General features: G+C 71.1%; 21 protein-coding genes. 11 read left to right on the top strand and 10 right to left on the bottom strand.

What is annotated here, in order from left to right; translation table 11 throughout:
- Positions 1-199 precede the first annotated feature (199 nt).
- Positions 200-1,888, bottom strand: a complete 1,689-nt coding sequence (gene rho / locus H3C53_06785; protein MBW7916370.1) for a transcription termination factor Rho — start codon at positions 1,886-1,888, stop codon at positions 200-202.
- A gap of 779 nt (positions 1,889-2,667) precedes the next feature.
- Between rho and H3C53_06790 the strand changes: the two genes are divergently transcribed.
- From H3C53_06790 to H3C53_06810, 5 genes are all read left to right on the top strand, one after another.
- The gene (locus tag H3C53_06790; protein MBW7916371.1) at positions 2,668-6,003 is read left to right on the top strand and encodes an isoleucine--tRNA ligase; all 3,336 of its coding nucleotides are present in this window, start codon (positions 2,668-2,670) and stop codon (positions 6,001-6,003) included.
- Between the two features lie 183 nt (positions 6,004-6,186).
- Positions 6,187-7,179 (top strand): type I glyceraldehyde-3-phosphate dehydrogenase, encoded by a 993-nt coding sequence (gene gap, locus H3C53_06795; GenBank protein MBW7916372.1) that lies wholly within the window; start codon positions 6,187-6,189, stop codon positions 7,177-7,179.
- Positions 7,180-7,190: 11 nt separating this feature from the next.
- The gene (locus H3C53_06800) at positions 7,191-8,378 is read left to right on the top strand and encodes a phosphoglycerate kinase (GenBank protein MBW7916373.1); all 1,188 of its coding nucleotides are present in this window, start codon (positions 7,191-7,193) and stop codon (positions 8,376-8,378) included.
- Between the two features lie 2 nt (positions 8,379-8,380).
- Positions 8,381-9,019 (top strand): RimK-like ATPgrasp N-terminal domain-containing protein, encoded by a 639-nt coding sequence (locus tag H3C53_06805; GenBank protein ID MBW7916374.1) that lies wholly within the window; start codon positions 8,381-8,383, stop codon positions 9,017-9,019.
- Positions 9,007-9,882: a RimK family alpha-L-glutamate ligase gene (locus H3C53_06810; GenBank protein MBW7916375.1), complete on the top strand. Its 876-nt coding sequence runs from the start codon at positions 9,007-9,009 to the stop codon at positions 9,880-9,882. Before H3C53_06805 ends, H3C53_06810 begins: the two co-directional genes overlap by 13 nt.
- On the opposite strand, the gene H3C53_06815 is transcribed toward H3C53_06810, so the two are convergent.
- The 5 genes from H3C53_06815 to H3C53_06835 form a co-directional block, all read right to left on the bottom strand.
- Positions 9,857-10,966, bottom strand: a complete 1,110-nt coding sequence (locus H3C53_06815) for a peptidase C39 family protein (GenBank protein ID MBW7916376.1) — start codon at positions 10,964-10,966, stop codon at positions 9,857-9,859. The genes H3C53_06810 and H3C53_06815 overlap by 26 nt on opposite strands.
- Positions 10,967-10,995: 29 nt before the next feature.
- Positions 10,996-11,958: an electron transfer flavoprotein subunit alpha/FixB family protein gene (locus H3C53_06820; protein ID MBW7916377.1), complete on the bottom strand. Its 963-nt coding sequence runs from the start codon at positions 11,956-11,958 to the stop codon at positions 10,996-10,998.
- 14 nt (positions 11,959-11,972) lie between these two features.
- Entirely contained in the window at positions 11,973-12,728 is a 756-nt protein-coding gene (locus tag H3C53_06825) for an electron transfer flavoprotein subunit beta/FixA family protein (GenBank protein MBW7916378.1), read from the bottom strand.
- Between the two features lie 106 nt (positions 12,729-12,834).
- On the bottom strand, positions 12,835-13,974 hold the full coding sequence (locus tag H3C53_06830) for an acyl-CoA dehydrogenase family protein (GenBank protein MBW7916379.1): 1,140 nt from the start codon (positions 13,972-13,974) through the stop codon (positions 12,835-12,837).
- A gap of 19 nt (positions 13,975-13,993) precedes the next feature.
- On the bottom strand, positions 13,994-15,112 hold the full coding sequence (locus tag H3C53_06835) for an acyl-CoA dehydrogenase family protein (GenBank protein ID MBW7916380.1): 1,119 nt from the start codon (positions 15,110-15,112) through the stop codon (positions 13,994-13,996).
- A gap of 115 nt (positions 15,113-15,227) precedes the next feature.
- Here H3C53_06835 and H3C53_06840 point away from each other — a divergent pair, with 115 nt between their 5' ends.
- Entirely contained in the window at positions 15,228-15,572 is a 345-nt protein-coding gene (locus tag H3C53_06840) for an SCP2 sterol-binding domain-containing protein (GenBank protein MBW7916381.1), read from the top strand.
- Positions 15,573-15,584: 12 nt separating this feature from the next.
- Here the strand turns inward: H3C53_06840 and H3C53_06845 are convergent, their stop codons facing one another.
- The 3 genes from H3C53_06845 to H3C53_06855 are packed head-to-tail and all read right to left on the bottom strand — an operon-like array spanning position 15,585 to position 17,697.
- Positions 15,585-16,058 carry an 8-oxo-dGTP diphosphatase gene (locus tag H3C53_06845; GenBank protein ID MBW7916382.1) on the bottom strand — a complete coding sequence of 158 codons (474 nt, stop codon included), beginning with the start codon at positions 16,056-16,058 and terminating at the stop codon, positions 15,585-15,587.
- The gene (locus H3C53_06850) at positions 16,055-16,363 is read right to left on the bottom strand and encodes a hypothetical protein (protein ID MBW7916383.1); all 309 of its coding nucleotides are present in this window, start codon (positions 16,361-16,363) and stop codon (positions 16,055-16,057) included. Before H3C53_06850 ends, H3C53_06845 begins: the two co-directional genes overlap by 4 nt.
- An 8-nt stretch (positions 16,364-16,371) precedes the next feature.
- A complete protein-coding gene (locus H3C53_06855; protein MBW7916384.1) occupies positions 16,372-17,697 on the bottom strand; it encodes an aspartate kinase in 1,326 nt (441 codons plus the stop codon).
- A 68-nt stretch (positions 17,698-17,765) separates the two neighbouring features.
- Between H3C53_06855 and H3C53_06860 the strand changes: the two genes are divergently transcribed.
- The 5 genes from H3C53_06860 (at position 17,766) to H3C53_06880 (ending at position 23,016) form a co-directional block, all read left to right on the top strand.
- A complete protein-coding gene (locus tag H3C53_06860) occupies positions 17,766-19,130 on the top strand; it encodes an FAD-dependent oxidoreductase (protein ID MBW7916385.1) in 1,365 nt (454 codons plus the stop codon).
- Between the two features lie 126 nt (positions 19,131-19,256).
- Positions 19,257-20,084, top strand: a complete 828-nt coding sequence (locus tag H3C53_06865; GenBank protein ID MBW7916386.1) for an ABC transporter ATP-binding protein — start codon at positions 19,257-19,259, stop codon at positions 20,082-20,084.
- Positions 20,065-20,769 carry an ABC transporter ATP-binding protein gene (locus H3C53_06870; GenBank protein MBW7916387.1) on the top strand — a complete coding sequence of 235 codons (705 nt, stop codon included), beginning with the start codon at positions 20,065-20,067 and terminating at the stop codon, positions 20,767-20,769. Before H3C53_06865 ends, H3C53_06870 begins: the two co-directional genes overlap by 20 nt.
- Before the next feature lie 2 nt (positions 20,770-20,771).
- A complete protein-coding gene (locus tag H3C53_06875) occupies positions 20,772-21,818 on the top strand; it encodes a branched-chain amino acid ABC transporter permease (GenBank protein ID MBW7916388.1) in 1,047 nt (348 codons plus the stop codon).
- Between the two features lie 148 nt (positions 21,819-21,966).
- Positions 21,967-23,016, top strand: coding sequence for a branched-chain amino acid ABC transporter permease (locus tag H3C53_06880; GenBank protein MBW7916389.1), 1,050 nt, complete (start codon positions 21,967-21,969; stop codon positions 23,014-23,016).
- A 90-nt stretch (positions 23,017-23,106) separates the two neighbouring features.
- On the opposite strand, the gene H3C53_06885 is transcribed toward H3C53_06880, so the two are convergent.
- Positions 23,107-23,307, bottom strand: a 201-nt coding sequence (locus tag H3C53_06885) for a hypothetical protein (GenBank protein MBW7916390.1), incomplete at its 5' end; no start/stop codon positions are given.

The following is a 23,307-nucleotide window of genomic DNA, read 5'->3' on the forward strand; positions in this document are numbered from 1 at the left end:
GCCGCCACCGCGTCGGGCCGGTGGGCCACCTGCACCCCCCGCAACGGCTCCCCCACGCCGGCCGGGGGCGGCGCGCCGCCTGGGGGCGGCGCGCCGGCGAAAGCCAAGCCCACGAGCAGCGCCACGGCAAGGCCGGCGGTGCGCCGCGAGGGGACCCCACGCGCGCGGGGTCCGGAGGCGCCCCGCGCGCGCCGCGCCATCAGCCCTGGCCGAGGGTGGCGAGGAACTCGGCGTTGCTCTTGCTGCGCGCGAGGCGCCCCAGGAGCATCTCCATCGCCTCGGCCGGGTCCATGTCGGAGATGACCTTGCGCAACAGCCACATTTTGGCGAGAACGTCCTCGGTGAGGAGCAGGTCCTCGCGGCGCGTGCCCGACTTGAGGATGTCGATGGCCGGGAAGATGCGGCGCTCCTCGAGGTGGCGGCTCAGGTGGAGTTCCATGTTGCCGGTGCCCTTGAACTCCTCGAAGATCACGTCGTCCATGCGTGAACCCGTCTCCACCAGCGCCGTGGCGAGGATGCTAAGCGAGCCGCCGCCGCGGATGTTTCTGGCGGCACCGAGGAAGCGCTTGGGCCAGTGCAACGCGTTGGAGTCGAGGCCGCCCGACAGCGTGCGGCCGGTGGGGGGCGTGACGAGGTTGTTGGCCCGCGCGAGGCGCGTGATCGAGTCGAGCAGGATCATCACGTGACCGCTGTCCTCGACGATGCGCCTTGCGCGCTCGTGCACGAACTCGGCGACGCGGATGTGGTTGGAGGGCGGCTCGTCGAACGTGCTGGCGATCACCTCGACGCCGTGCACGGACTCGCGGAAGTCCGTGACCTCCTCCGGGCGCTCATCGACGAGCAACACGATGACCTTGATGTCTGGCTCGTTGGCGACCACCGCGTTGGCGATCTTCTTGAGGAGCGTCGTCTTGCCCGCCTTGGGCGGCGCGACGATCAGGCCGCGTTGGCCCCGGCCGATCGGGGCGAGCAGGTCGATGACGCGCGTGGACAGCTCGTTGGAGGTGGTCTCCAGCTTGACGCGCGCCTCGGGGAAGGTCGGGGTGAGCTCCTCGAAGCGGGGTCGCTTGGAGGACTGGAAGGGGTCGACGTTGTTGACGGCCTCGACGCGGATGAGCGTGCCGTAACGCTCGTTGTCGCGCGGGCGCCGCGCCTTGCCCAAGATGAGGTCGCCAGTGCGGAGCCGGAACTGCTTGATGAGACCTGCCGAGACGATGACGCTTCGCGTGTTGTTCTGGAGTAGCGACTCCTGGAGGAAGCCGTAGCCGTCCGACGAGATCTCGAGGTAGCCGCGCACAAGCCGCAGCCCCTCGCCCTCCGCCGACCGCTCGAGGATGGCCACGACGAGGTCGTCCTTGCTCATCTGGCGGTAGTCGTCGAGCTGCACCTCCTTGGCGAGCAGGTGAAGCTCCGGGAGGATCTTCGAGTGGAGTTCACGGAAGTTGTAACCGGGTTTGCGCGGCGCGCGGTTGCGGCGGTTGCGGCCGCCGCGTCCCCTGCCGCCCTGCTCACCGCCGTGGTCGCCGTCGTCGTGTTCGTGATCTTCGCCGAAGCCGGCGTCGTCATCGTGCCCGCCGCTCGGGCGCTCCGCCGGCTCGGCCGCCGCGTCGGCTCCGTTAGCGGTGCCCGACTTGCCACCCGTTGGCGCGCCGGCTGGCGCGGCCACGGGCCGATTCTCGTCGACGTCTTGCGGGGCCGCCGGCTCGGACGCCGCCGCCTTGGCTCCCCGTGGCGCCCGTGGACTCTTGGCTGGGGCGGCCGCGGCCGCCCCAGCGGCCGGCGCCTCCGGGTTCTTGCGTGGCCTACCGCGTTTGCGGGGCGCCGGGGCCTCGGCGGCCGCGCCGGTGTCGGCGCGGACGGCTTGCGCTTCGTCTTCCTTTGGGCTCATCCCATCTCCTAAACGAACTTCACGTTCGGCCTGCGGCGGTCACCGGGTGCATGAACCGTGGACTCGTGGCCGGCACCTGCGCCCCTCGGCCCGGCGTGCGCGCCGGCGTTGGCGGTTGCGCTCACCAGCGCGGCCGTGGTCCCTGCGGGACCGCCCGGGGACCGATGCGCCTTGGAGGCATGCGGGCGCTGGGCCGGTGAGCGTGGCTGGGTGGTTACGGCAGTGTGCGGGCAGAGCCGCTCGAGCTGGTTACGGTGATGCACCGGGCAGTTGTGCTTCGGGGTAGCAGCCGTGCCGATTGACGTGCCTCGCGCCTGCTGCTACGTTTGAGTCTAGCGCCGACGCTCCCAGTTGTAAAGTGTTCGCGCTGCGAGGGATGTGACGACGTTCACCTCCCCGCCCGCGCCGGGGCCACTCGCCCGGTGCGACGCCGGTAGATCCGGCGAGGCGATGACGGGAACGCGCCTCGCGCCATGCCACCTGCAGCGAGCCGGGGACGGTGAGAGCCCGGCGGTTGGGCGGGCACGCCAGGCATCATCCCCGAGCCGCTCCCCGAACCCGCGGTCGCCACGCACGAGGGCCGCGGCGGTAGACGGAGCCGGGTGGCGCCCGCCACAGCGCCGGGCCGTTCGCGAGCGCGAGCGGCCGCCGAGGCCGACGCCCGCTGCGGGCGTACGGCGAAGTTGGGTGGTACCGCGCTCCCCGGGGGCGCCCCAACGGCGGTACGGTCGGGGCGCCCCCGTCGTTCGCCGTCGGCTCCCGGAACCGAGGTGAGGCAGATGTTCGACGAGGTCAGGAGCGACGTGGACTTCCCGGCGTTGGAGGGACGGATCGCCGCGCTGTGGCGCGAGCGCGACGTCTTCAGGCGCTCCGTGGCGCGGCCCGCCCCACGGGGCGACTGGGTCTTCTACGAGGGGCCGCCGACGGCCAACGGGAAGCCGGGCGTGCACCACGTGATCGCCCGCGCCTTCAAGGACCTGTTCCCGCGCTTCAAGACCATGCAGGGTCACCGCGTGAGCCGCAAGGGTGGCTGGGACACTCACGGCCTGCCCGTCGAGATCGCCATCGAGAAGCGCCTCGGCTTCACCAACAAGGCGCAGATCGAGGAGTACGGCATAGCAGAGTTCAACGCCCTGTGTCGCGCGGACGTGTTCAGCAACATCCAGGACTGGACGTTGATGACAGAGCGCATCGGCTTCTGGATCGACATGGACGACCCGTACATCACGTACACGAACGAGTACATCGAGTCGTGTTGGTGGATCCTGAAGGACCTCTTCGACCGCGGCCTGCTGGTCGAGGATTACAAGACCACCTGGCATAGCCCCAGCTCGAACACCACGCTCGCGTCTCACGAGGTGGCGCTCGGGTACCGCGAGGACGTCGAGGACCCCTCCGTCTACCCGAAGTTCCCGGCCGTGCTGCCGGACCTGGTCGAGCGCGGCGTCGTGCCTGACGCCGCGCGCCCCGTCTACTTCCTGGCGTGGACGACCACCCCCTGGACGCTGGCCGCCAACACTGGCCTGGCGGTGCTGGGCGACGCCACCTACGCGCTGGTGGAGGCGCCGGCTCGCCACGACGCGCCCGGCGGCGACCGCGACCTCTACCTGGTGGCGGCCGCGCTCGTCGACGCCGTCTTCCCGGACGGGGCGCCGCGCGTCCTGGCGACGGTGCAGGGCGCCGCGCTCGTGGGGGCGCGCTACCGGCCGCTCCTCGTGGGGCGCCCGGCCGAGGGCGCCGACCCGGCCGCCGGCCACCGCGTGGTGGCCGACGACTTCGTCAGCCTCGACGACGGCACCGGCATCGTGCACGTCGCGCCCGCCTACGGCGACCTCGACGTCGGCCGCGCCCACGGGCTCCCGACCGTGTTCTCGGTCGACTTGACCGGCAGGGTGATGCCCGAGGTCAGGCTGGTGGGGTCGGACGCCACGGGCGCCGGACCGTACGCCGGCACCTGGTTCAAGGACGCCGACGCGGCCATCACGCGCGACCTCGACGCGGCCGGGCTGATGTTCCGTTCCGGCACGCTCCTGCACGCCTACCCCATGAACTGGCGCGACGACCTCCCCCTCATGAACGTCGCCAAGCGCAGCTGGTACATCCGCACCACCGCCGTGAAGGACCTTCTCCTGGCCAACAACGACAGGGTCGGCTGGCACCCCGACCACGTCCGCACGGGCCGTTTCGGGAAGTGGCTGGAGAACAACATCGACTGGGCGCTGAGCCGCGAGCGGTACTGGGGCGCCCCGCTGCCGATCTGGGAGAACCCCGACGGCAGCCGCAAGGTCTGCGTCGGCACGGTGGCGGAACTGGAGCGACTCACGGGTCGCGACCTGAAGGGGCTCGACCTGCACCGGCCGTTCGTCGACGAGGTCACGTTCGAGCTGGACGGCGAGCTCTACCGGCGGGTGCCGTACACGGTGGACGTCTGGTTCGAATCCGGGGCCATGCCGTACGCGCAGTGGCACTACCTCGGCGACGCCTCCACCGACGCGGCGAAGCGCGACCTCGCCCAGCACTTCCCCGCCGACTACATCTGCGAGGCCATCGACCAGACGCGCGGCTGGTTCTACTCGCTGCACGCCCTCGCCACGCTCCTCACCGACCCGGGCGACGCCGCCACAGGTCGCGCTCCCGGCCCCCTCGCCCACCTGAGCCCGCCGACGTCCGCCTTCAAGAACCTGAACGTGCTCGGTCACATCGTGGACGAGAAGGGCGAGAAGATGTCGAAGTCGCGCGGCAACGCCGTCGACCCGTGGGCGGTGCTCGACGCGCAGGGCGCGGACGCCCTCCGCTGGTACCTCTACTCCGCCTCGCCGCCCGAGGCGACGAAGCGCTTCAGCGCCGGCCTCGTCGAGGAGACGCTCCGCGACTTCTTCATGACGCTCTGGAACGTCTACGGCTTCTTCGTGCTGTACGCCAACCTAGAGCTGCCCGACCTGGCCGCCGCCCCGACGGCCGACGAGCGGCCGCTCGTCGACAGGTGGCTCCTAGCGCGGCTCAACGCCGTCACGAAGGCGGTCACGGAGGCCCTCGAGGACTTCGACCCGACCACCGCCAGCCGCGCCATCCGCGACTTCGTCGTCGACGAGGTGAGCAACTGGTACGTGCGCCGCAACCGCCGCCGCTTCTGGCGCGCTGGCGCACCGGGCGCCGATGGGGCGCGCACCCTCGACCCCGACGCGCTCGCGGCCTACGCGACGCTGCACGAGGCGCTCGTCACGGTAGCCAAGCTCATGGCCCCGATGGCGCCCTTCACCAGCGAGGCGCTGTACCAGAACCTCGTGCTGAAGGTCGACCCAACGGCGCCCGACAGCGTGCACCTCGCGGCGTGGCCGACGTGGACGACCGCGGCGGGTGACGACGCCCTGAGCCGCGACATGCGGGCGCTCATGCGCCTAGTCGAGCTCGGTCGCGCCGCGCGCGCCGCCTCAGGGGTCAAGCTGCGGCAGCCGCTGCCCGAGGTGCTGGTGCGCCTCCGCAGCGAGGAGGAGCTGGCCGGCGTGCGCGCCCTGGCGGATCAGCTGCAGGACGAACTCAACGTCAAGGCCGTGCGCTTCCTGGCGGTGACCGACGACTTCGTCGATTACACGGTGAAACCGAACCTACCGCGCGTCGGCAAGCGCCTCGGCAAGCTCGTGCCGCGCCTGCGGGCGGCGCTCGCCGCGGGCGACGGGCGCGCCATCGCCGCCGACGTGCGCGCCGCGCGCGCCACCCGCATCGACCTCGGCGACGAGGTGGTGGAGCTGGAACCCGAGGACCTCCTCCTCGACGCGCGCAGCCCGGAGGGGTACGAGGCGCAGGCCGAGCAGGGCTACCTGGTGGCGCTCGACACCCGCGTGACGCCGCCCCTGCGCCGTGAAGGCTTGGCGCGCGACGTCGTGCGGCTGGTCCAGAACGGCCGCAAGGCGGCCGGACTCGACGTGGCGGACCGCATCCGCCTCACCGTCACGGGCAGCGGCGAGCTGGGCGAGGCGCTGAGCGAGCACGCCGCCACGCTGGCGCGAGAGGTCCTGGCCACGTCCCTCACGCTCGCCGAGCCTCCCGCCGGCGCCCACGTGGAGGAGCACGAGCTGGAGGGCGAGCGACTGCGGTTCGGCATCGAGCGCGCCTGACCAATGCGCGCCGCCGGTTAACACGCGGGGACCTTCGGCCTCGGCACGGCGACGAGGCTGCGGTACAATCGACGTCAGGCGCGGCGCCACCTCCCAAGGGTGGCGCCGACACACGCCCGAACGGGGCGCCGCGGCCGAGGCCGCGACTGCGCCCCACAGCGGGCGGCGGAAGGCAGTGATCACATGAAGATCGGCATCAACGGGTTCGGGCGCATCGGTCGCCAGATCTACCGCATCGCTCACGGCCGCGGCCTCGACGTCGCGATCGTCAACGACCTGACCGACACGGCCACCCTGGCCCACCTGCTCAAGTACGACTCGAACTACGGCCGCTTCCCCGGCGAGGTGGGTCACGACGAGACCAACCTGCTCGTCGACGGGCAGAAGGTCGCCGTCACGGCGCACCGCGACCCGGCCGAGATCCCCTGGGCGGCGCACGGCGTCGACATCGTGGTGGAATCGACCGGCATCTTCACCAAGCGGGCCCAGGCGGCCGTCCACCTGACGGGCGGGGCCAAGAAGGTGTTGATCAGCGCCCCCAGCCCCGACTCGGACTTCGACATCATGCTCGGGGTGAACGAGGAGGGTTACGACCCCGTCAAGCACGAGGTGGTCTCTAACGCCTCCTGCACGACCAACTCCCTGGCGGGCGTCATGAAGGTGCTCGACGAGGTGTTCGGGGTGGAGCAGGCGCTCATGACGACCATCCACTCCTACACGAACGACCAGCGCATCCTCGACGCCCCCCACAAGGACCTGCGGCGCGCGCGCAACGCGGCCACCAACATCATCCCGACCTCGACCGGCGCCGCCAAGGCCGTCGCCAAGGTGTTGCCGCAGTACAAGGGCATCTTCGACGGTTCGTCGCTGCGGGTGCCGACGGCCACCGGCTCGATCTCGGACGTCACGGCGCTGCTCAAGCGCGAGGCGAGCGTCGACGAGGTCAACGGCGCCCTCGCCGCCGCCGCCGCCGGCCCCCTGGCAGGCATCGTCCGCTACACCACCGACCCGATCGTGTCGGCCGACATCGTCGGCGACCCGCACTCCGGCATCGTCGACAGCCTCCTCACCAAGTGCCAGGGTCGGCTCGTCAAGGTGTTCGTCTGGTACGACAACGAGTGGGGCTACTCCAACCGCATGGTCGACGTGCTCCAGCTCATGGGCAAGGGTTTCTGAGGGGTAGCGGCGTGCCGCGCGGGGTCGACGACCTGGACGTGGCGGGCAAGCGCGTCCTCTTGCGGGTGGATTTCAACGTGCCCGTTCTGGCGGGCGGCGCCGTCGCCGACGACACGCGGATCCGCGCCGCCCTGCCCACCATCCGGTCGCTACTCGACAGGGGCGCCACGCTCGTCATCGTCTCGCACTTCGGCCGGCCGAAGGGGCGCACCGACGACCGCTACCGACTGGCCAAGGTGGCGGAGCGGTTGGCTCAGCTGTTGGGCCGGCCGGTGCGTTACGAGGCGACGTCGGGGCCGGCAAGCGCCGAGCAGCAGGCGTTCGTTGCGGCCGCGCCCGCGGGCAGCGTCACGTTGGTCGAGAACAGCCGCTTCGACGCCCGCGAGGAGGCCAACGACCCCGGCCTGGCGCGGGTCCTCGCCTCGTACGCCGACGTGTACGTTAACGACGCCTTCGGGGCCGCCCACCGCGCGCACGCGACCACGGAGGCGGTGGCGCGTCTCCTGCCCAACGCGGCCGGCCGGCTTCTGACGGCCGAACTCGCCGCCCTGTCGCGGCTGGTAGAGGCGCCCGAGCGGCCGTTCGCGGTCGTGTTGGGCGGGGCCAAGGTCAGCGACAAGCTGGCCGTCATCGAGCGCCTGTTGCGGCTCGCCGACACGGTCGTGATAGGCGGCGCGATGGCCTACACCTTCGTGGCCGCGCAGGGCGGCGCCGTCGGCCGGTCGCTGGTCGAACCGGACATGTATGGCGTGGCCCGCGATGTCATGGAGCAGGCCGAGGCGCGGGGCGTGGCTCTGTTGCTGCCGGCAGACTCCGTGTGCGCGGCCGCCATCCAGGCGGGCGTGGCCACCTCCGTGCACCCGTCGGGCGCCATACCGGCGGACCTCATGGGGCTCGACGTCGGCCCGCGCGCCGTGGCCGCGTTCGAGGCGGCCCTGGCGCCCGCCAAGACCGTCTTCTGGAACGGTCCGCTGGGCGTGTTCGAGACGCCTCCGTTCGATGCCGGCACGCGCGCCGTGGCGCTGGCCATCGCCAGGCTGAACGCCTTCACCGTCGTGGGCGGCGGCGACTCCATCGCGGCCCTCAACGCGGTCGGGGTGGCGGACCGCGTCTCGCACGTGTCGACGGGGGGCGGGGCGTCGCTCGAGTACCTCGAGGGGCGAGCCCTACCGGGCGTCGCCGCCCTCGAGGGGGCGTAGCGGTGTCGTACCGCCCGTTCATCACCCTCGACAAGCAGCGCTTCGGCAAGCCGACCAGCCCGGTCCAGGCCGAGGTCGCCAACGTGGCGGGCGACTACACCTACCTGACGCGCGGCTACTACGCGTCGCTCGACAGCGAACTGGCCGGCAAGGTGGTGATCCCCTCGGCGGCGGAGTCGCTCGACGCCTACGTCGCCGCCATCGCCATGGAGAAGGCGCGGCTGGCCGGGATACCCATCCCCGAGCACGAGATTGTCACGGACCGCTTCCCGGAGCCGCCCATGATGGCCTACCCGCTCAACCCGTTCAGCGTCCGCGGCGAGTTGCTGCTGGACGCCGCGGCGGTGGAGTCGCGCCGCAAGGGCCTCACCTACACGGGCAAGTACGCCGTGTTGGTGCAGCGCCTTCCCGGCGACCACCGCGTCGACGTGCTGCGGTTGGTGCTCGGCACCACCGCGGTGCCGGAGTACCAGGCGTTCGGCGCCAGGCTGTTCGAGGTCTTCCGGCTGCCGCTCATGCGGGTGCGCGTGATCGTGACGCCCAAGGAGTACCAGTTGTCGGCAATCGAGCCGCTGCCGTTCAAGGACCTCGACGACGCCGAGCGCGGCGTGCTGGAAGGGATGGGCACGTGGCGCGCCTAGCCATCTTCACGGAGCGCTACACCATCCGCTCGTCCGTCGAGCTGACGGCGCTCACGAACTTCCGCCTGGCGGCCTTCGAGCTGGGGCACGAGCTGGACTTCCTCTTCAAGCACGAGCTCAAGTACCTGAAGAACTACGACGGCATCTTCATCAGGGCGCTCACCGACCCGCTCAACGCGTCCTACGTGGTCGCGCGCCAGGCGGAGCTACTCGGCAAGCGCGTGCTGGACCACTCGAGCGCCATCCTCATCTGTTGCGACAAGGTCAACATGTACGCGCGCCTCATGGCGCAGGGGGTGCAGGTCCCGGAGACGCGCTTCCTGGAGGAGGCCGACCTGACGGCCATGACGGCGGCGCGACTGTTCGAGGAGCTCGGCACCCCGCTCGTCGTCAAGGCGCCCAACTCGAGCTTCAGCGCCTACGTCGACAAGGTCGCCACCCCCGACGCGTTCGTCAAGGTCGGCAAGCGCTTCCTGCGACGCGCCGACCGGGTGGTGGTGCAACAGTACATCCCGAGCGACTTCGACTGGCGCGTCATCACCCTGGACGGGCGCGTGCTGGCGGTGGTCAAGTACGCCTTCGCTCCGGCGCAGTGGAAGCTGATGGACCGCTCCGACTCGGGCGAGTGGGCGCGGACCGTGGCGACGCACCGCGACGAGGCCAACCCGAAGCTGGTGTCGACCGCCCTCGCCGCCGCCAACGCCATCGGCACGAGCCTGTACGGCATCGACCTGAAGGAGATCGACGGCGAGTTCTACGTGATCGAGGTCAACGACAACCCGACCATCGCGGCCGGCGACGAGGACCAGGCGAACCCCGAGATCTACGGCGAGATCATCAGCTACCTGGCTGGTGATGCCTGAGCTTCCCCCACCTCTCGAGCACGACCATCGCGCGGTGGCGCGCCCTGCCCCACCGGCTGACCTTGTCGAAGAAGTCGCGCTTGATGGGTAGGTGAACGGCGTCGGCCCGGCTCGTGCCGTCCGGCACGAGCGGGTCGTGCAGGTAGAGGTGGTCGTCGTCGAAGCCGGTCACCGCCACCCAGTGCGGGACGCGCTCGTCGTAGAGCCGGTAGCCGGACAGCAGCACGAGCGGCACCGCGCCCCGCGCCAGGGCGTCCGCGACGTCCTGATGCCCGAAGTCGCGCAGCTCGACCTTCCCGCCCAGCGCCCGCAGCTCCCGCTCGAAGGTCGTGTGCGCGATGCGCACGACCTCCTTCTTCTCGCCGCGCACGTTGTCCTCGAACGGCACGCCCGCCTGAGACGTGACGACCACCGCCTGGAAGCCGCGCCTCAGCGCCGCTACGGCCAGGCCGTGGGCGCTGCAGCCGCCGTGCCCCGACAGCATGAACACGGTCGTCGCCTCGCGCCAGAGGGCCAGCTCGAGCCACCGCTCCGGCGGCACGGGGTAACCGTGGAAACGCATCGCCATGATGAGCGCGGCGGGCCCACAGGTGAAGTCGAGCGTCTGCGGGTAGTACGGGACGCCGAGGACCGTGGCGCTGCCGCTGACGAAGCGCTTGTACATGCGCAGGGCGCTGGAGTGGTCCTCGTAGTAGTCGGCCGTGCTGCCCCTGACCTTGTAGCCCGCCGCCTGGTAGAGGGAGATGGCGGCGGCGTTGTCCTCGCGCACCTCCAGGCGCATGACGATGGCGCCGCGCTCGCGCGCGCCCTCCTCGGCGGCGGCCAACAGCTGCCGCGCCACGCCGCGCCCGCGGTGAGCCGGGTTGACGATCATCGAGTAGAGCCGGGCCGCCTCGAAGCCGCGCCTGAAGAGCACGATGGCGTCGCCCACCACCCTCCCGTCGACCTCGCTCACCCACACGTCGGTGCTGTCGCGCCCTAGGAGGCGCGCGAGCGACGCGCGCGACAGGCGGTCGCCCGGGAACCCGGCCTCGAGCTCGAGCAGCGCATCGAGGTCGGGCCTCCCGGCGCGCCGCACGACCACGCCGCTCGCCCGCACCTCCGTCACGGCGGTCACGAGGTCAGTAGCTCCGTCACCGCCTCCCGCATGGCGGGCGCCACAGCGGCAACGTCGCCGACGATGCCGTAATCGGCGACCTTGAAGATGGGCGCGTCCGCGTCCTTGTTGACGGCGACGATGACCTTCGAGCGGTTCATCCCGGAGAGGTGCTGCACCGCTCCCGAGATACCGAGCGCGATGTAGAGGTCGGGGCTGACGCTCTTACCCGTCTGACCGACCTGCTCGTCGTACGGGCGCCAGCCGGCGTCCACCACGGCGCGCGTGGCGGCCACCCCCGCGCCGAGCGCCGTGGCCAGCGAGGTCACGTCGCGCTCGAACGCCTCGGGGCTGCCGAGGCCGCGCCCGCCCGCCACGACCACCTTGGCCTCCTCGAGGGGGACCCGCCCGCCCACCGCGGCGGCGCGAGCGCCGACCTGCACCCGCCCGTCTCCCGGCGCGGCGGCGGGCGCGAACTCGACCACGCTACCGGCAGCGCCCGTCTCGGCGGGCTTGAACACGTTGGGCTTCACGGTGACGACGCAGGCGCCGGCGCCCGCCGTCCTCACGGTCTCCGTGACGCGCGCGAGGTAGCTCAGGCGCCTCGCCTCGAGGCCGGCGCCGGCGCGTTCGAGGTGGGTGACGTCCTCGAGCAGGGCAGCGCCGAGCCTGACGGCCACCCGCGGCGCCACGCTCTGGCCGAAGCGGTTCGCCGCCAGGAGCACCAGCCGGGCGCCGAGGGCGGTGGCGAGCTCGGTGACGGCCGTGGTCGCCGGCTCGGCCGTGAGCGGGCCGGCCGTGGCGACGTGGTGGACGTGGGGGACGTGCTTAGCCAGCGCGTCGGCGGCCTCGCGGGGGCCGAACACGAGCGCGTGGAGCCCGTCCTCCGCGCCAACGCCTCGCGCCACGGTCACGAGTTCGAGGGCGCTACGCTGAAGGCGCCCGTCGGGCGCGCTCGTCACCAACAGGGTCGGGTTCATCTCATCGGCTCCCGTCACAACACCTTGGCCTCGTCGCGCAGCAGGCGGACGAGCTCCTTGGCGGCGGTGGCGGCGTCGCCACCGATCATCTTGCCCAGTCTGTCGCGCGACTGGATCTCCTGAGCGACGACCACCGTCAGGGGGGCGTCGACCCCGAACTCGTCGGGGCCGCGCTTCGTCAGCTCCTTGCGCTTGGCCTTCATGATGTTGGGCAGGGTGGGGTAACGCGGCTCGTTCAGGCCCTGCTGCGTCGTGACCACTGCCGGAAGCGGCAGGGTCAGGTCCTCGTGGCCGTCGTCGGTGTCGTGCGTCACGCGCAGCGTGCGGCCCTCTAGCTCGAGCGCGGTCGTCCAGTCGGAGTGCGGCCAACCGAGCGCCTCCGCGAGGGCGGGCCCGAGCGCGGCGCTGTCCCAGTCGGCCTGCTTGCCGCCGACGAACACCAGCTCCGCCCCCTCCGCGCGTACGAGTTCGGCGAGGGCGCGGGCCTCCGTGATCGGGTCGAGGGCGGCGTCCGTCTCGACGTGCACCGCCCTGTCGGCACCCAGGGCGAGCGCGGTGCGAAGCGCCTCCTCGAAGCGCGCCGGCCCCAACGCGGCCGCCGTGATCTCGATGTCGTGGCCGGCCTCGCGCAGGCGGATGGCCTCCTCCACGCCGTACTCGTCCATGCCGTCGATCACGAACGTCACGCCGCTCAGGTCCACGCCGCCGCCGGCCGCGCGGATGCGCGCCTCCGCGTCGGGCACCTGCCTGATGATGGTCATCACCTTCACTACCTGCACCTCCAGGGCGCCGCGCGGCGGCGCCGGTGTACTTCTCGCTCCCGGCCGCGGCCGTGGCCGCGGCCCCGCTAGTGCGGCCGACGGCCCGGCCAACGCCTCATTCTAGGACGTGGCGCGCGATCACCAACCGTTGGATCTCGTTGGTCCCCTCGTAGATCTGGTTCAGCTTCACGTCGCGCATGAGCTTCTCCACCGGGAACTCGTCCATGTACCCGTAGCCGCCGAAGATGTTGATGGCTTCCTGCGCCCCCGCGAAGGCGGCGTCGGACGCGTACGCCTTGGCGATGGCGGCCGCCTCGGCGTGCGGCCGGCCCGTGTCGGCGAGCCAGGCGGCGTGGTACGTCTGCCACCGCGCCGTCTCCAAGGCGATCTTCATGTCGGCCAGCTTGAACTGGATCGCCTGGAAGCGCGCGATCTTGCCCCCGAACGCCTCGCGCTCGAGCGCGTAGGCGCGCGCCTCGTCCAGCGCCCGCCGCAACACCCCGACGGAGCCCGCGGCGACCGGCACCCTGGTGCGATCGAGGGTCCGCATGGCGATCTTGAACCCCTCCCCCACCTCGCCGAGCAGGTTGGCGCGCGGCACGCGCACGCCGTCCAGCACGAGCTCGTAGGTCGGGCTCGCGCGCTGGCCGAGCTTGCCGTGGAGCTTGTTGGCACCGAACCCGGGTCGGTCCGTCTCCACCACGACCGCGACCGTGCCCCTGTGCCTCAGCGCCGGGTCGACGGTCGCGAACACCACGTTGAAGTCGGCGACGCCCCCGTTGGAGATCCACGTCTTCGTGCCCGTGAGCACGATCTCGTCGCCGACCAACTCCGCGCGGGTGGCGAGGCCGGCCGCGTCGGAGCCGTTGTTCGGCTCCGACAGCGCGAACGCCGCCAGGCGGGGACCGGCAGCGAGCGGCCCCAGAAACCGCTCTTGCTGCTCGGGCGTGCCCGCCAGCAGCAGCGGCGTGATGCCGAGCTCGGAGGCCATGAGCACCGTGTAGATGCCCATGCAGCCGTAGCCGAACTCCTCGCCGATGATGGCCTCGTCCAGGAGGCCGAGTCCCAGGCCCCCGACCGCCGCCGGCACGCCCACGTTGAGGAGCCCGACCTCGAACGCCGCCGCGACGACCTCGGCGGGGTAGCTGGCCTCGCGGTCGTGGCGAGCCGCCACGGGCATCACCGCGTCCCTGACGAAGTCGCGCGCCAGGCGTTGGAACTGTTTCTGCTCGTCGCTCAGCTCGAAACCGATCAAGGTGCGCTCCTCTGCGGGCTCAACGCTCCAGCTCCCGGTAGATCTGCCGGTGGATGACCATGCGCTGGATCTCGCTAGTGCCCTCGTAGATCTCGGTCACGCGAGCGTCACGGAAGTAGCGCTCGACCGGGTAGTCCTTCGTGTAGCCGTACGCGCCGAGGACCTGGACGGCGGCGTGCGTCACCCGGTTGGCAGTCTCGGAGGCGAACAGCTTGGCCATCGCCGCCTCGCGCGTCGTGCGCTTCCCCTGGTCCTTCAACCAGGCGGCGCGGTGCGTCAGGAGGCGCGCCGCCTCGATCCCGAGGAGCATGTCGGCCAGCTTGAACCCGACCGCCTGGTGCTCGTGGATGGCCTGCCCGAACGACGTCCGCGTGAGCGCGTAGTCGCGGGCCGCCTCGTACGCCGCGCGGGCGATGCCGACCGACAGGGCGGCGATGCCGATGCGGCCACCGTCGAGGCCCGCCATGGCCAGCACGAACCCCTGCCCCACCTGACCGAGCACGAGCCCGTCGGGCACGTAGCAGTCCTCGAGCGTGACGGTCGTCGTCAGGGCCGCGTGCTGTCCGAGCTTCTCCTCCGGTTTGCCGAAGCTCAGCCCGGGGGTGTCCTTCTCCACCAGGAAGCACGTCACGCCGCGTGCCCCCGCCGCGGGGTCGGTCTTCGCGAGCACCAGGTAGAGCTGCGCCTCGCCGCCCGAGGTGATCCAGGCCTTGGTGCCGTTGAGCAGCCAGCCGCCCGCGTGGCGCGTTGCCCGCGACTCCATGGCGGCGGCGTCGGAGCCGCTGTTCGGCTCAGTCAGGCAGAACGCGCCGACCCACTCCCCGCTGGCCAGCCGCGGCAGGTAGCGCTGCCTCTGCTCCTCGTTGCCGTGCTTCAGGAGCAGAGACTGCGGCAGCCCGTTGGTGACGCTCATGATGGTGGCGTGGGAGGCGTCCACCGCCGCGATCTCCTCGAGCAGGACCACGTACTCGAGGTTGCCGAGCCCCGCGCCACCGTACTCGGGCGGCGTGAGCGTGCCGAGCAGCCCCAGTTCGCCCATCTTCCTGAGGGTCGGCCACGGGAAGCGCGGCTCGCGGTCGAGCGCGCCGGCCACGGCGAGGATCTCGCGGCGCGCGAACTCCCGCACCGTGCGCTGCATGCTCAAGAGGTCTTCAGGCAGCGAGAAGTCCACGCTCGTCGTCTCCTACGGCAGGTCGCCCGACGCGAGTATACCGGCGGCGACGCCCCCGCCCCTCACGCCCTAGACTGAGTACATGAACGCCAAGGAGCTGCTCCTCAAGGTCCCCGAGGCGGTGAAGGTCGACCCGGCCGCCCCACGCTCCGTCGTGCAGTACGACATCTCCGAGCCCGTCTACCACGTGATCGAGAACGGCGCGGTCAGCGCCCACGTGGGCACCGCCGCCGCCGCCGACGTCACCATCAAGGTGGGCGACGACGACCTCATGCGGCTGTTCGAGGGGAGGTTGAACCCCATGACGGCGATGTTCACCGGGAAGCTGAAGGTGCGCGGCAACGTCGGCCTGGCGCAGCGCCTCCTCGGCATGGTCGACAGGGAGCAGCTGGAGGCGGCGCGGGCGCGGCTCCAGGAGGACGCCTGAGGTCCCCCGCGGTCACCGGTAGTGGCTGACCTCGTGACCGACGTACCTCCCGGCCTGGTACACGAACCGGGCCGAGAAGTGCCCCGGCCGGTCCAGCCACGGCAGGAAGTGCCTGTCGCCCTCCCATAGGTGCAGCTCGGCGAGCCGGTCGCTCCTGACCCAGAAGAGCTCGCCCTCGCTCGAGTTGCGCGGCCGACCCTCGAACGAGGTCACGACGTAGACGAACGTGTAGACGTCGGGCTGGTCGCCGTCGGCAGGGAACGTGATCACGCCCTTGAGTTCGGCGGCGAGCACCGTCAGGCCCGACTCCTCGGCCACCTCCCGGCGCATGCACTGCTCGGGCGACTCGCCGGGCTCCACCTTGCCGCCCAGGCCGTTCCACTTGCCGCGCCCCGGGTCGTGCCGAGGACCGCGGCGCAACATCAGCGTCTCGTCGCCCCGTCGCAGGTAGGCGAGCGTCGTGAGCCGCGGCGCGGCCGCCGTCACCCGGCCGCCTCGGTCAGCCGCTCCAGCTCGCGCAGCAGCTCGTCGCGCACCGCCGGGGCGTCCTCGAGGAGGTCGCCGCGGTGGCGGCGCACCCTCACGAAGGCGGCGGGGCCGGCACCGCGCTGCGCCAGCCAGCGGGCGACGAACCTGCCCGCGCCCAGTTGCGCCGCCGTCCCGACGCCGGGCGTTGGCGCCGTCAGGACCACGCGCTCGCGCGCGCCCGCCTCCGACTCGAGCACCAACAGCACCTCGAACCTCCCACCCTTGGGCGTCAGGAACACCTGCTCGAGGCGGTCGGCCCTCACGTCGCCGGCTAGTCGCTGCTGGTGGTGCCCGCCGCGGCGTCGAGACCGAACGCCGTGTGAACGGCCTCGAGGGCGGCCTGGGCGTGCTCGGCGGGGATGAGGACGCTGATGCGGACCTCGCTCGTCGTGATCATGTCGATGTTGGCGTTCACGGCGGCCACGGCGTCGAACATGCGGCCTGCCACGCCCGGGGTGGAGCCGATGGCGATGCCCACGATGGACAGCTTGGCGACCTCGGTGTCGACCTCCGCCCGGGCGCCCATCTCCGCCAGCACCGGCCGCAGGGCGTCGAGCGCGTCGGCCACGACGCCCTTGCCGACGATGAACGCCATCTGCTGCCGGCTGTCGGCCGCGCCCCTCACCCCCTGGATGATCATGTCTACGCTCACGTCGGCGGCGCCGAGCGCGCCGAAGATCCTGCCCGCCACGCCGGGCCTGTCCGGCACGTCGTGAAGGTCGATGCGGGCGTGGTTCATGTCGAGGGCCACGCCCGTGACGGGTCTGTCGGCGATCATGCTCATCTGGCCCTCCTTGGGGCGCGGCAGGCTGGTGACGATGGTCCCCGGCGCGTTCCCGAACGACGACCGCACGTGCACGCGCACGCCGTAGCGCCGGGCGTACCAGACGCTGCGCGGGTGCAGCACCTTGGCGCCCTGGCTCGCCAGCTCGATCATCTCGTCGTAATCGACCGCCGCGAGCTTGGTCGCGCTCGTGAGCCGGTGCGGGTCGGTGGTGAAGACGCCGTCGGTGTCGGTGAAGATCTCGCACTCCGGCACCCCGAGGGCGGCCGCGAGCGCCACGGCCGTCGTGTCGGAGCCGCCACGCCCGAGGGTCGTGATGGCGCCGGCGGCGTCGGCGCCCTGGAAGCCCGCCACGACCACGACGTCGACGTCGGCGAGGGCCGCCAGGACCGGGCCAGGATCGACCTCGAGGATGCGCGCGGCGCCGTGGTGCGAATCGGTCAGGAAGCCCGCTTGCGCCCCCGTGCACGAGCGAGCGGCCACGCCGCGCTCCTGCAGGGCCATGGCCACCAGGGCGATGCTCTGCTGCTCGCCGGTGGCCAGCAACACGTCGAGCTCCCGTCGGCGCGGCCTGGCGGCGACCTCGCGCGCCATGCCGATCAGGCGGTCCGTCGTGCGGCCCATGGCCGACACGGTGACCACCACCTTCTCGCCCGCGGCCACCGCTCGCTCGATGCGTGTCGCCACCTTGCCGATCCTGTCGACGTCGCCCACGCTCGTGCCGCCGTACTTCTGCACCCGCACGGGCCAGCGCAGCTCCCTTGGCGACCTGGGCGGTGGGACGGCGGCGGGATCGGTGGCTGAGCGTTCCATATGGCGGTGGAGCTTACCGCGCACGGCGCACCACGCGCCAGGGGCGTCTCACCAGGCATAATCGAGGCATGAGCAACAGTGCCCCCGCAATCCGCGTTGCCGTCGTGGGAGCCGGACCGGCAGGCTTCTACGCCGCAGAGGCGCTCGTCAAGACGCTGGGCGACGCCGTGTCGGTCGACCTCGTCGAGCGTCTCCCGGCCCCATACGGCCTCGTGAGGTACGGGGTGGCCCCCGACCACGAGAAGATGAAGTCGGTCACGCGCCTCTACGACCGCACGCTGGCCGACCCGCGCGTGCGCTTCCTCGGCAACGTCGACTTCGGCCGCGACCTCACGCTCGAGGACCTGCGGCGCCACTACCACGCCGTGATCCTGGCGGTCGGCTCGGCCCACGACCGGCGCCTCGGCGTGCCGGGCGAGGACCTGCCCGGCAGCCTGTCCGCCACCGAGTTCGTGGCCTGGTACAACTCCCACCCCGACTACCGGGAGCTCGAGGTCCCCCTGGACGCCAAGACGGCCGTGGTGATCGGCGTCGGCAACGTGGCCATCGACGTCACCCGCGTGCTGGCCAAGACCGTGGCCGAGCTGAGCGCCACGGACATCGCCGACCACGCGCTGGACCACCTCGCCGGTTCGACGATCGAGGACATCGTGATCGTCGGTCGGCGCGGGCCGGCCGAGTCCAAGTTCACGACCAAGGAGCTCCGCGAGCTGGGGGAGCTGGCGAACGCCGACATCGTCGTGCGCGAGGAGGAGCTCCATCCCATCCCCGAGAGCCTCGCCGCCATCGAGGGCGACGTCAACGCCACCAAGAACCTCGAGGTGTTGCGCGCGTTCGCCAAGCAGGCGCCGACCGGCAAACCGCGCAGGGTGCACATCCGCTTCCTGCTCTCGCCGCTGGAGCTCCGCGGCAACGGTCGCGTCAGCAGCGTGGTCCTCGCGAAGAACAGGCTGGAGGCGCGACCGGACGGCTCGATAGCGGCCGTCGCGACCGGCGAGACGGAGGAGCTGGACGCGCAGCTCGTCTTCCGCTCGGTCGGCTACCGGGCCAAGCCACTGGCGGGCGTGCCGTTCGACGAGCGCCGCGCCGTCGTGCCCAACGACAGGGGTCGGGTCCTCGCCGGCGCCGGCGGCGCTCCCGTGCCGGGCCTGTACGTGGCGGGCTGGGTGAAGCGCGGCCCGAGCGGCGTGATCGGCACCAACAAGGCCTGCGCCATGGAGACCGTCGCGCGGCTGGTAGAGGACGAGCTACCCGAACCCGTCGACCCGCGGCCCGAGGCCGTGCTGGAGCTGTTGGCGGCGCGGGGCGTCAAGCCGTTCACGGCGCAGCAGTGGGCGCGCCTCGACGCGGTCGAGACGGCGGCGGGCGCAGCCAGCGGGCGACCGCGCGTCAAGCTGGCCGACGTGGGCGCCATGCTCGACGCCGCCGGTTAGGCCTTTAGGGGCCGGGCGGGACGGGAAACGGCCCGTTCCCGCAGGTGTTACTATGCTCGCGCAGCAACGCGCAACCAGCGCAATAGCGAGGTCTAGGACGTGTCGGATAGTCGTGCGGCGAGTTCGGTGGCGCCCCCTGCCGGGCCCGGCTCTGGCGGAGCGGGCAACGGGGCCGCTCCGCTACTCAGCATCCAGGGGTTGGTCAAGGACTTCGGCGGCCTGCGGGCCGTGAACCACTGCTCTTTCGACGTGAGGGCCGGCAGCATCACCGGCCTCATCGGGCCAAACGGCGCCGGCAAGACCACGCTCTTCAGCCTCGTGTCCGGGTTCTACGAACCGGACGAGGGGCGCGTGTACCTGGACGGCGAGGACGTGACGGGGCTGCCGTCTCACGAGATCTTCCGCAAGGGGCTGTCGCGCACCTTCCAGATCCCCAGGGAACACAAGAGCATGACGGTCACCGAGAACCTGATGCTGGTCCCCAAGGGGCAGATCGGCGAGCGGTTCTGGAACCCGATCGTCCGCCCCGGCGCCGTCAGGCAGCAGGAGCGGCGCTTGCGGGAGAAGGCGCGGGAGGTGCTCGCGTTCGTGGAGCTGAGTCACATGGCCGACCAGGCGGCGGGAGCCATGTCCGGCGGCCAGAAGAAGCTCCTCGAGCTCGCCCGCACCCTGATGGCCGACCCGAAGATCGTGCTGTTGGACGAGCCCGGCGCCGGGGTGAACCCGACGCTCATGGGGAAGATCCGGGAGAAGATCGAGCTCCTCAACCGCGACCGCGGCATAACGTTCCTGCTCATCGAGCACGACATGCCGCTCGTGATGGGCCTCTGCGACCCCGTCGTCGTCATGAACCAGGGGAGCAAGCTGGTCGAGGGCCCGCCGGCGGTCGTCCGCACCGACCCGCGCGTGCTCGAGGCCTACCTTGGAGGGCAGTATGCCGCTCTTGACGGTTGAGGGCGCCGTCTCCGGTTACGGGGAGATGCAGGTCCTCAACGGCGTGAGCCTCGAGGTCGGCCAGACCGAGATCGTCTCCATCGTCGGACCGAACGGGGCCGGCAAGTCCACGGTCATGAAGCTCGTGTTCGGGCTGCTCAAGCCGTGGCAGGGCACGGTGACCTTCGGCGGGCACGACATCTCGGGCATGGCGCCCGAGAAGCTCGTGCGCCTCGGGCTCTCCTACGTCCCGCAGGTCGACAACGTCTTCCCCAACCTGACCGTCGAGGAGAACCTCGAGATGGGCGGCTTCACTCGCGAGGGGTCGCTAGCCGAACAGAAGGAGCGCGTGTATGAGTTGTTCCCGCGACTCGCGGAGCGGCGCCGGCAGCGCGCCGGCAAGATGTCCGGCGGCGAGCGCCAGATGGTGGCCATGGGTCGCGCCCTGATGCTCGACCCCAAGCTGCTGATGCTAGACGAGCCGTCGGCAGGGCTGGCGCCGCTCCTCGTCGACATGATCTTCGAACGGATCGTCGACATCAACGCGTCGGGCGTGGCCGTGCTGATGGTGGAGCAGAACGCCAAGAAGTCGCTGGCCCTCGCGGACCGCGGCTACGTGCTCGCCACCGGCCAGAACCAGGTCGACGGTCCCGGCAAGCGGCTGCTCGACGACCCAGAGGTCGCGCGCCTCTACCTGGGAGGCTGACGGTGGTCGGAAGCAGTGAGGCCATGAAGCTGAGGCCCGGCGAGCGGTTGCGTCACCTTGCCACGAGCCGACCGGCCATGATCGCGGCGCTGATCGTATTGTTCCTCCTCCTCGTCGTCGCCGCCCAGCTCAAGGGCGTCAGCGCGAACATGCTCCTCTCCCTGCTGGTGCGGGGCGTGCTGCTCGGCGGCACCTTGGCGCTCGGCGCCGTGGGCGTGACGCTCGTCTACGCCGTCCTCAAGATGGCCAACTTCGCCCACGGCGACACCATGACCGTCGGCGCCTACGTCGGGCTGTTCGTGATGGCCCTCCTGCCCGCCGGGCCGCCGTTGGCGCCGTTCTCGTTCGGTTACGAGTTCCTCGTGGCCCTCGCCGTCGTCGTCCCCCTCGTCGGGCTCCTCGCCTACGGGCTCGACAGGCTGGCGTTCCGACCCCTGCGCGCCAGGCGGGCGCAGCCTGTCATGTTCGCGATGGCAGCGCTCGGCCTGGCGTTCGGCCTGCGGAGCCTCGTCTACCTGTTCTGGGGCGCCGACTTCACGTTCTTCTACACGGGCAGGGCGCGCAAGGCCGTCGAGCTGTTCGCGGGCGTGCGGGTGCGACCCGACCAGCTCTTCATCCTCGGCCTCGCCTTCGTGCTGATCGTGGGCGTCTACCTGCTGCTGGAGCGCACCAAGATCGGCAAGGCCATGCGCGCCACCGCGGACAACCCCGACCTGGCGCGCGTGAGCGGCATCGACACGAACCGGGTGATCCTGTGGACCTGGCTCGTCGGCGGCGGCCTGGCCGCGGCCGGCGGGATGCTCTACGCCCTCGACGTGCAGCTCAGACCGGAGATGGGGTGGTGGCTCCTCCTCCCCCTGTTCGCCGCGGTGATCCTCGGCACCCTCGGAAACGCCTACGGCGCGCTCGCCGGCGCCTTCGTCATCGGCATCGTGTGGCAGATGAGCAGCGCGTTCATCAACCCGACCTACGGTCACGGCATCGCCTTCTTGGTGATGGTGCTGGTGCTGCTGGTGAGGCCGGAGGGCCTGTTCGGGAGGCCGAGGTAGCATGGCTCCCCTCCCGCTCCTCAAGGGCATCCTCCTCACCGTGCCGCTCTGGCTCCTCCTGGCCAGCGTGCTGCGCATCAGGCCGGCGCTCCTCAGGCATCTGGTCGCGGTGACGGTCGGTTTCGGCGTCGCGACGCTCGCGAGCTACCTGATCCCGGCCGGGATCCTCTCCTACCTGATCACGTTCATCCTCATGGCCAGCATCTACGCCGTGCTGGCGCTCGGGCTCAACGTGCAGTGGGGTTACACGGGGCTCTTCAACATCGGCGTGGCAGCGTTCTTCGCCGTCGGGGCGTTCACGGCCGCCCTCGTCACCACGCGGCTGCCCACCGGCGTCAACGCCACCTTCACCAAGCAGCTCCTCGGTCTTGGCCTCCCGTACTGGGTGGGCCTGATTGCCGCCGGCCTGGTGGCGGGCCTCCTGGCGTGGCTCGTCGGCAAGCCCACGCTGCGGCTGCGCGGCGATTACCTCGCCATCGCGACCATCGGCATCGCCGAGATCGTGCGCCTGGTGTTCCAGAACGAGCGCTGGCTCGCCAACGGCCCGCAGCCGCTGCGCGGCATCCCGCAGCCGCTATCGTGCCTCGCGGCCGACGGCTGCTCCTGGCTGCCAGGCTTCGTGAACGAGTTCTTCGGGGCGTTGACGCCCCGCGACTACCCCACCCTCTACGTCGCCATCGTCGCCCTGGTCCTGTTCTTCGTCTACCGGGTGTTGGAGCGCGCCATCCGCTCGCCCTGGGGCCGTGTCCTTCGGGCGGTGCGGGAGGAGGAGGCCTCCGCCGCCATGAGCGGCAAGGACGTGGCCGCGTTCCGCATGCAGGCGTTCGTGGTCGGGTCGGTCATCATGGGCATCGGCGGTGCCCTGTACGCCCACTACGTGGTGTCCATCGACTACGGGCACTTCGACCCCCTCTACGGGACCTTCTTGATCTGGGTGATGCTGATGCTGGGCGGCAGCGGCAACAACAGGGGGGCCATCCTCGGCGCGTTCGTCGTGTGGGGCATCTGGTCGGGCACGAGCTTCGCCGTCGACGCCCTCAGGCCGACCCTGGCCGCCATCTCGCCCGAACTGCCGCAACGCGGGCCGTACCTGCGCCTCCTCTTCATCTCGATCCTCATGCTCGTCATCGTGCTCTACCGCCCCAGCGGGATCCTGCCGGAGGAGCGCGTCGTCTCCCTCGACCGCGACCTGGGCTGACCGCCCGCCCCGAGCACGAACCCCACGCCCAAGTTGAACAGTTTGGGGTTCAGTTCGCGTCTGTGACGGGGTTCGCGTGGGTGTTTGCCACTACATGGTGTGTTGGGCTGGTAGTAGGGTGCCGATGGCGGTGAGGATCTGCTGCTGCTTCGGGTCGGGGGTGGTGGTCTTCGTGATGGTGAGGCCGGCGTGCTGGATGGGCACGCGGTGGATGCGGGAGAGTTCGGTGAGGGCGGCTTGGGCGTTGACCTCTAGGCCGGCTTTCTCGAGGCGATCATCGATGATGCGGGT

It is taken from the genome of Trueperaceae bacterium (assembly GCA_019454765.1).
Classification (GTDB): domain Bacteria; phylum Deinococcota; class Deinococci; order Deinococcales; family Trueperaceae; genus JAAYYF01.

Bases quoted from the DNA above. Each gene is read 5' to 3' on its own strand.
- H3C53_06820 (MBW7916377.1), bottom strand. From the start codon at position 11,958: ATGAACCCGACCCTGTTGGTGACGAGCGCGCCCGACGGGCGCCTTCAG.
- H3C53_06870 (MBW7916387.1), top strand. From the start codon at position 20,065: ATGCCGCTCTTGACGGTTGAGGGCGCCGTCTCCGGTTACGGGGAGATG.
- H3C53_06790 (MBW7916371.1), top strand. From the start codon at position 2,668: ATGTTCGACGAGGTCAGGAGCGACGTGGACTTCCCGGCGTTGGAGGGA.
- H3C53_06855 (MBW7916384.1), bottom strand. From the start codon at position 17,697: ATGGAACGCTCAGCCACCGATCCCGCCGCCGTCCCACCGCCCAGGTCG.
- H3C53_06840 (MBW7916381.1), top strand. From the start codon at position 15,228: ATGAACGCCAAGGAGCTGCTCCTCAAGGTCCCCGAGGCGGTGAAGGTC.
- H3C53_06835 (MBW7916380.1), bottom strand. From the start codon at position 15,112: ATGCAGCGCACGGTGCGGGAGTTCGCGCGCCGCGAGATCCTCGCCGTG.
- gap (MBW7916372.1), top strand. From the start codon at position 6,187: ATGAAGATCGGCATCAACGGGTTCGGGCGCATCGGTCGCCAGATCTAC.
- rho (MBW7916370.1), bottom strand. From the start codon at position 1,888: ATGAGCCCAAAGGAAGACGAAGCGCAAGCCGTCCGCGCCGACACCGGC.
- H3C53_06860 (MBW7916385.1), top strand. From the start codon at position 17,766: ATGAGCAACAGTGCCCCCGCAATCCGCGTTGCCGTCGTGGGAGCCGGA.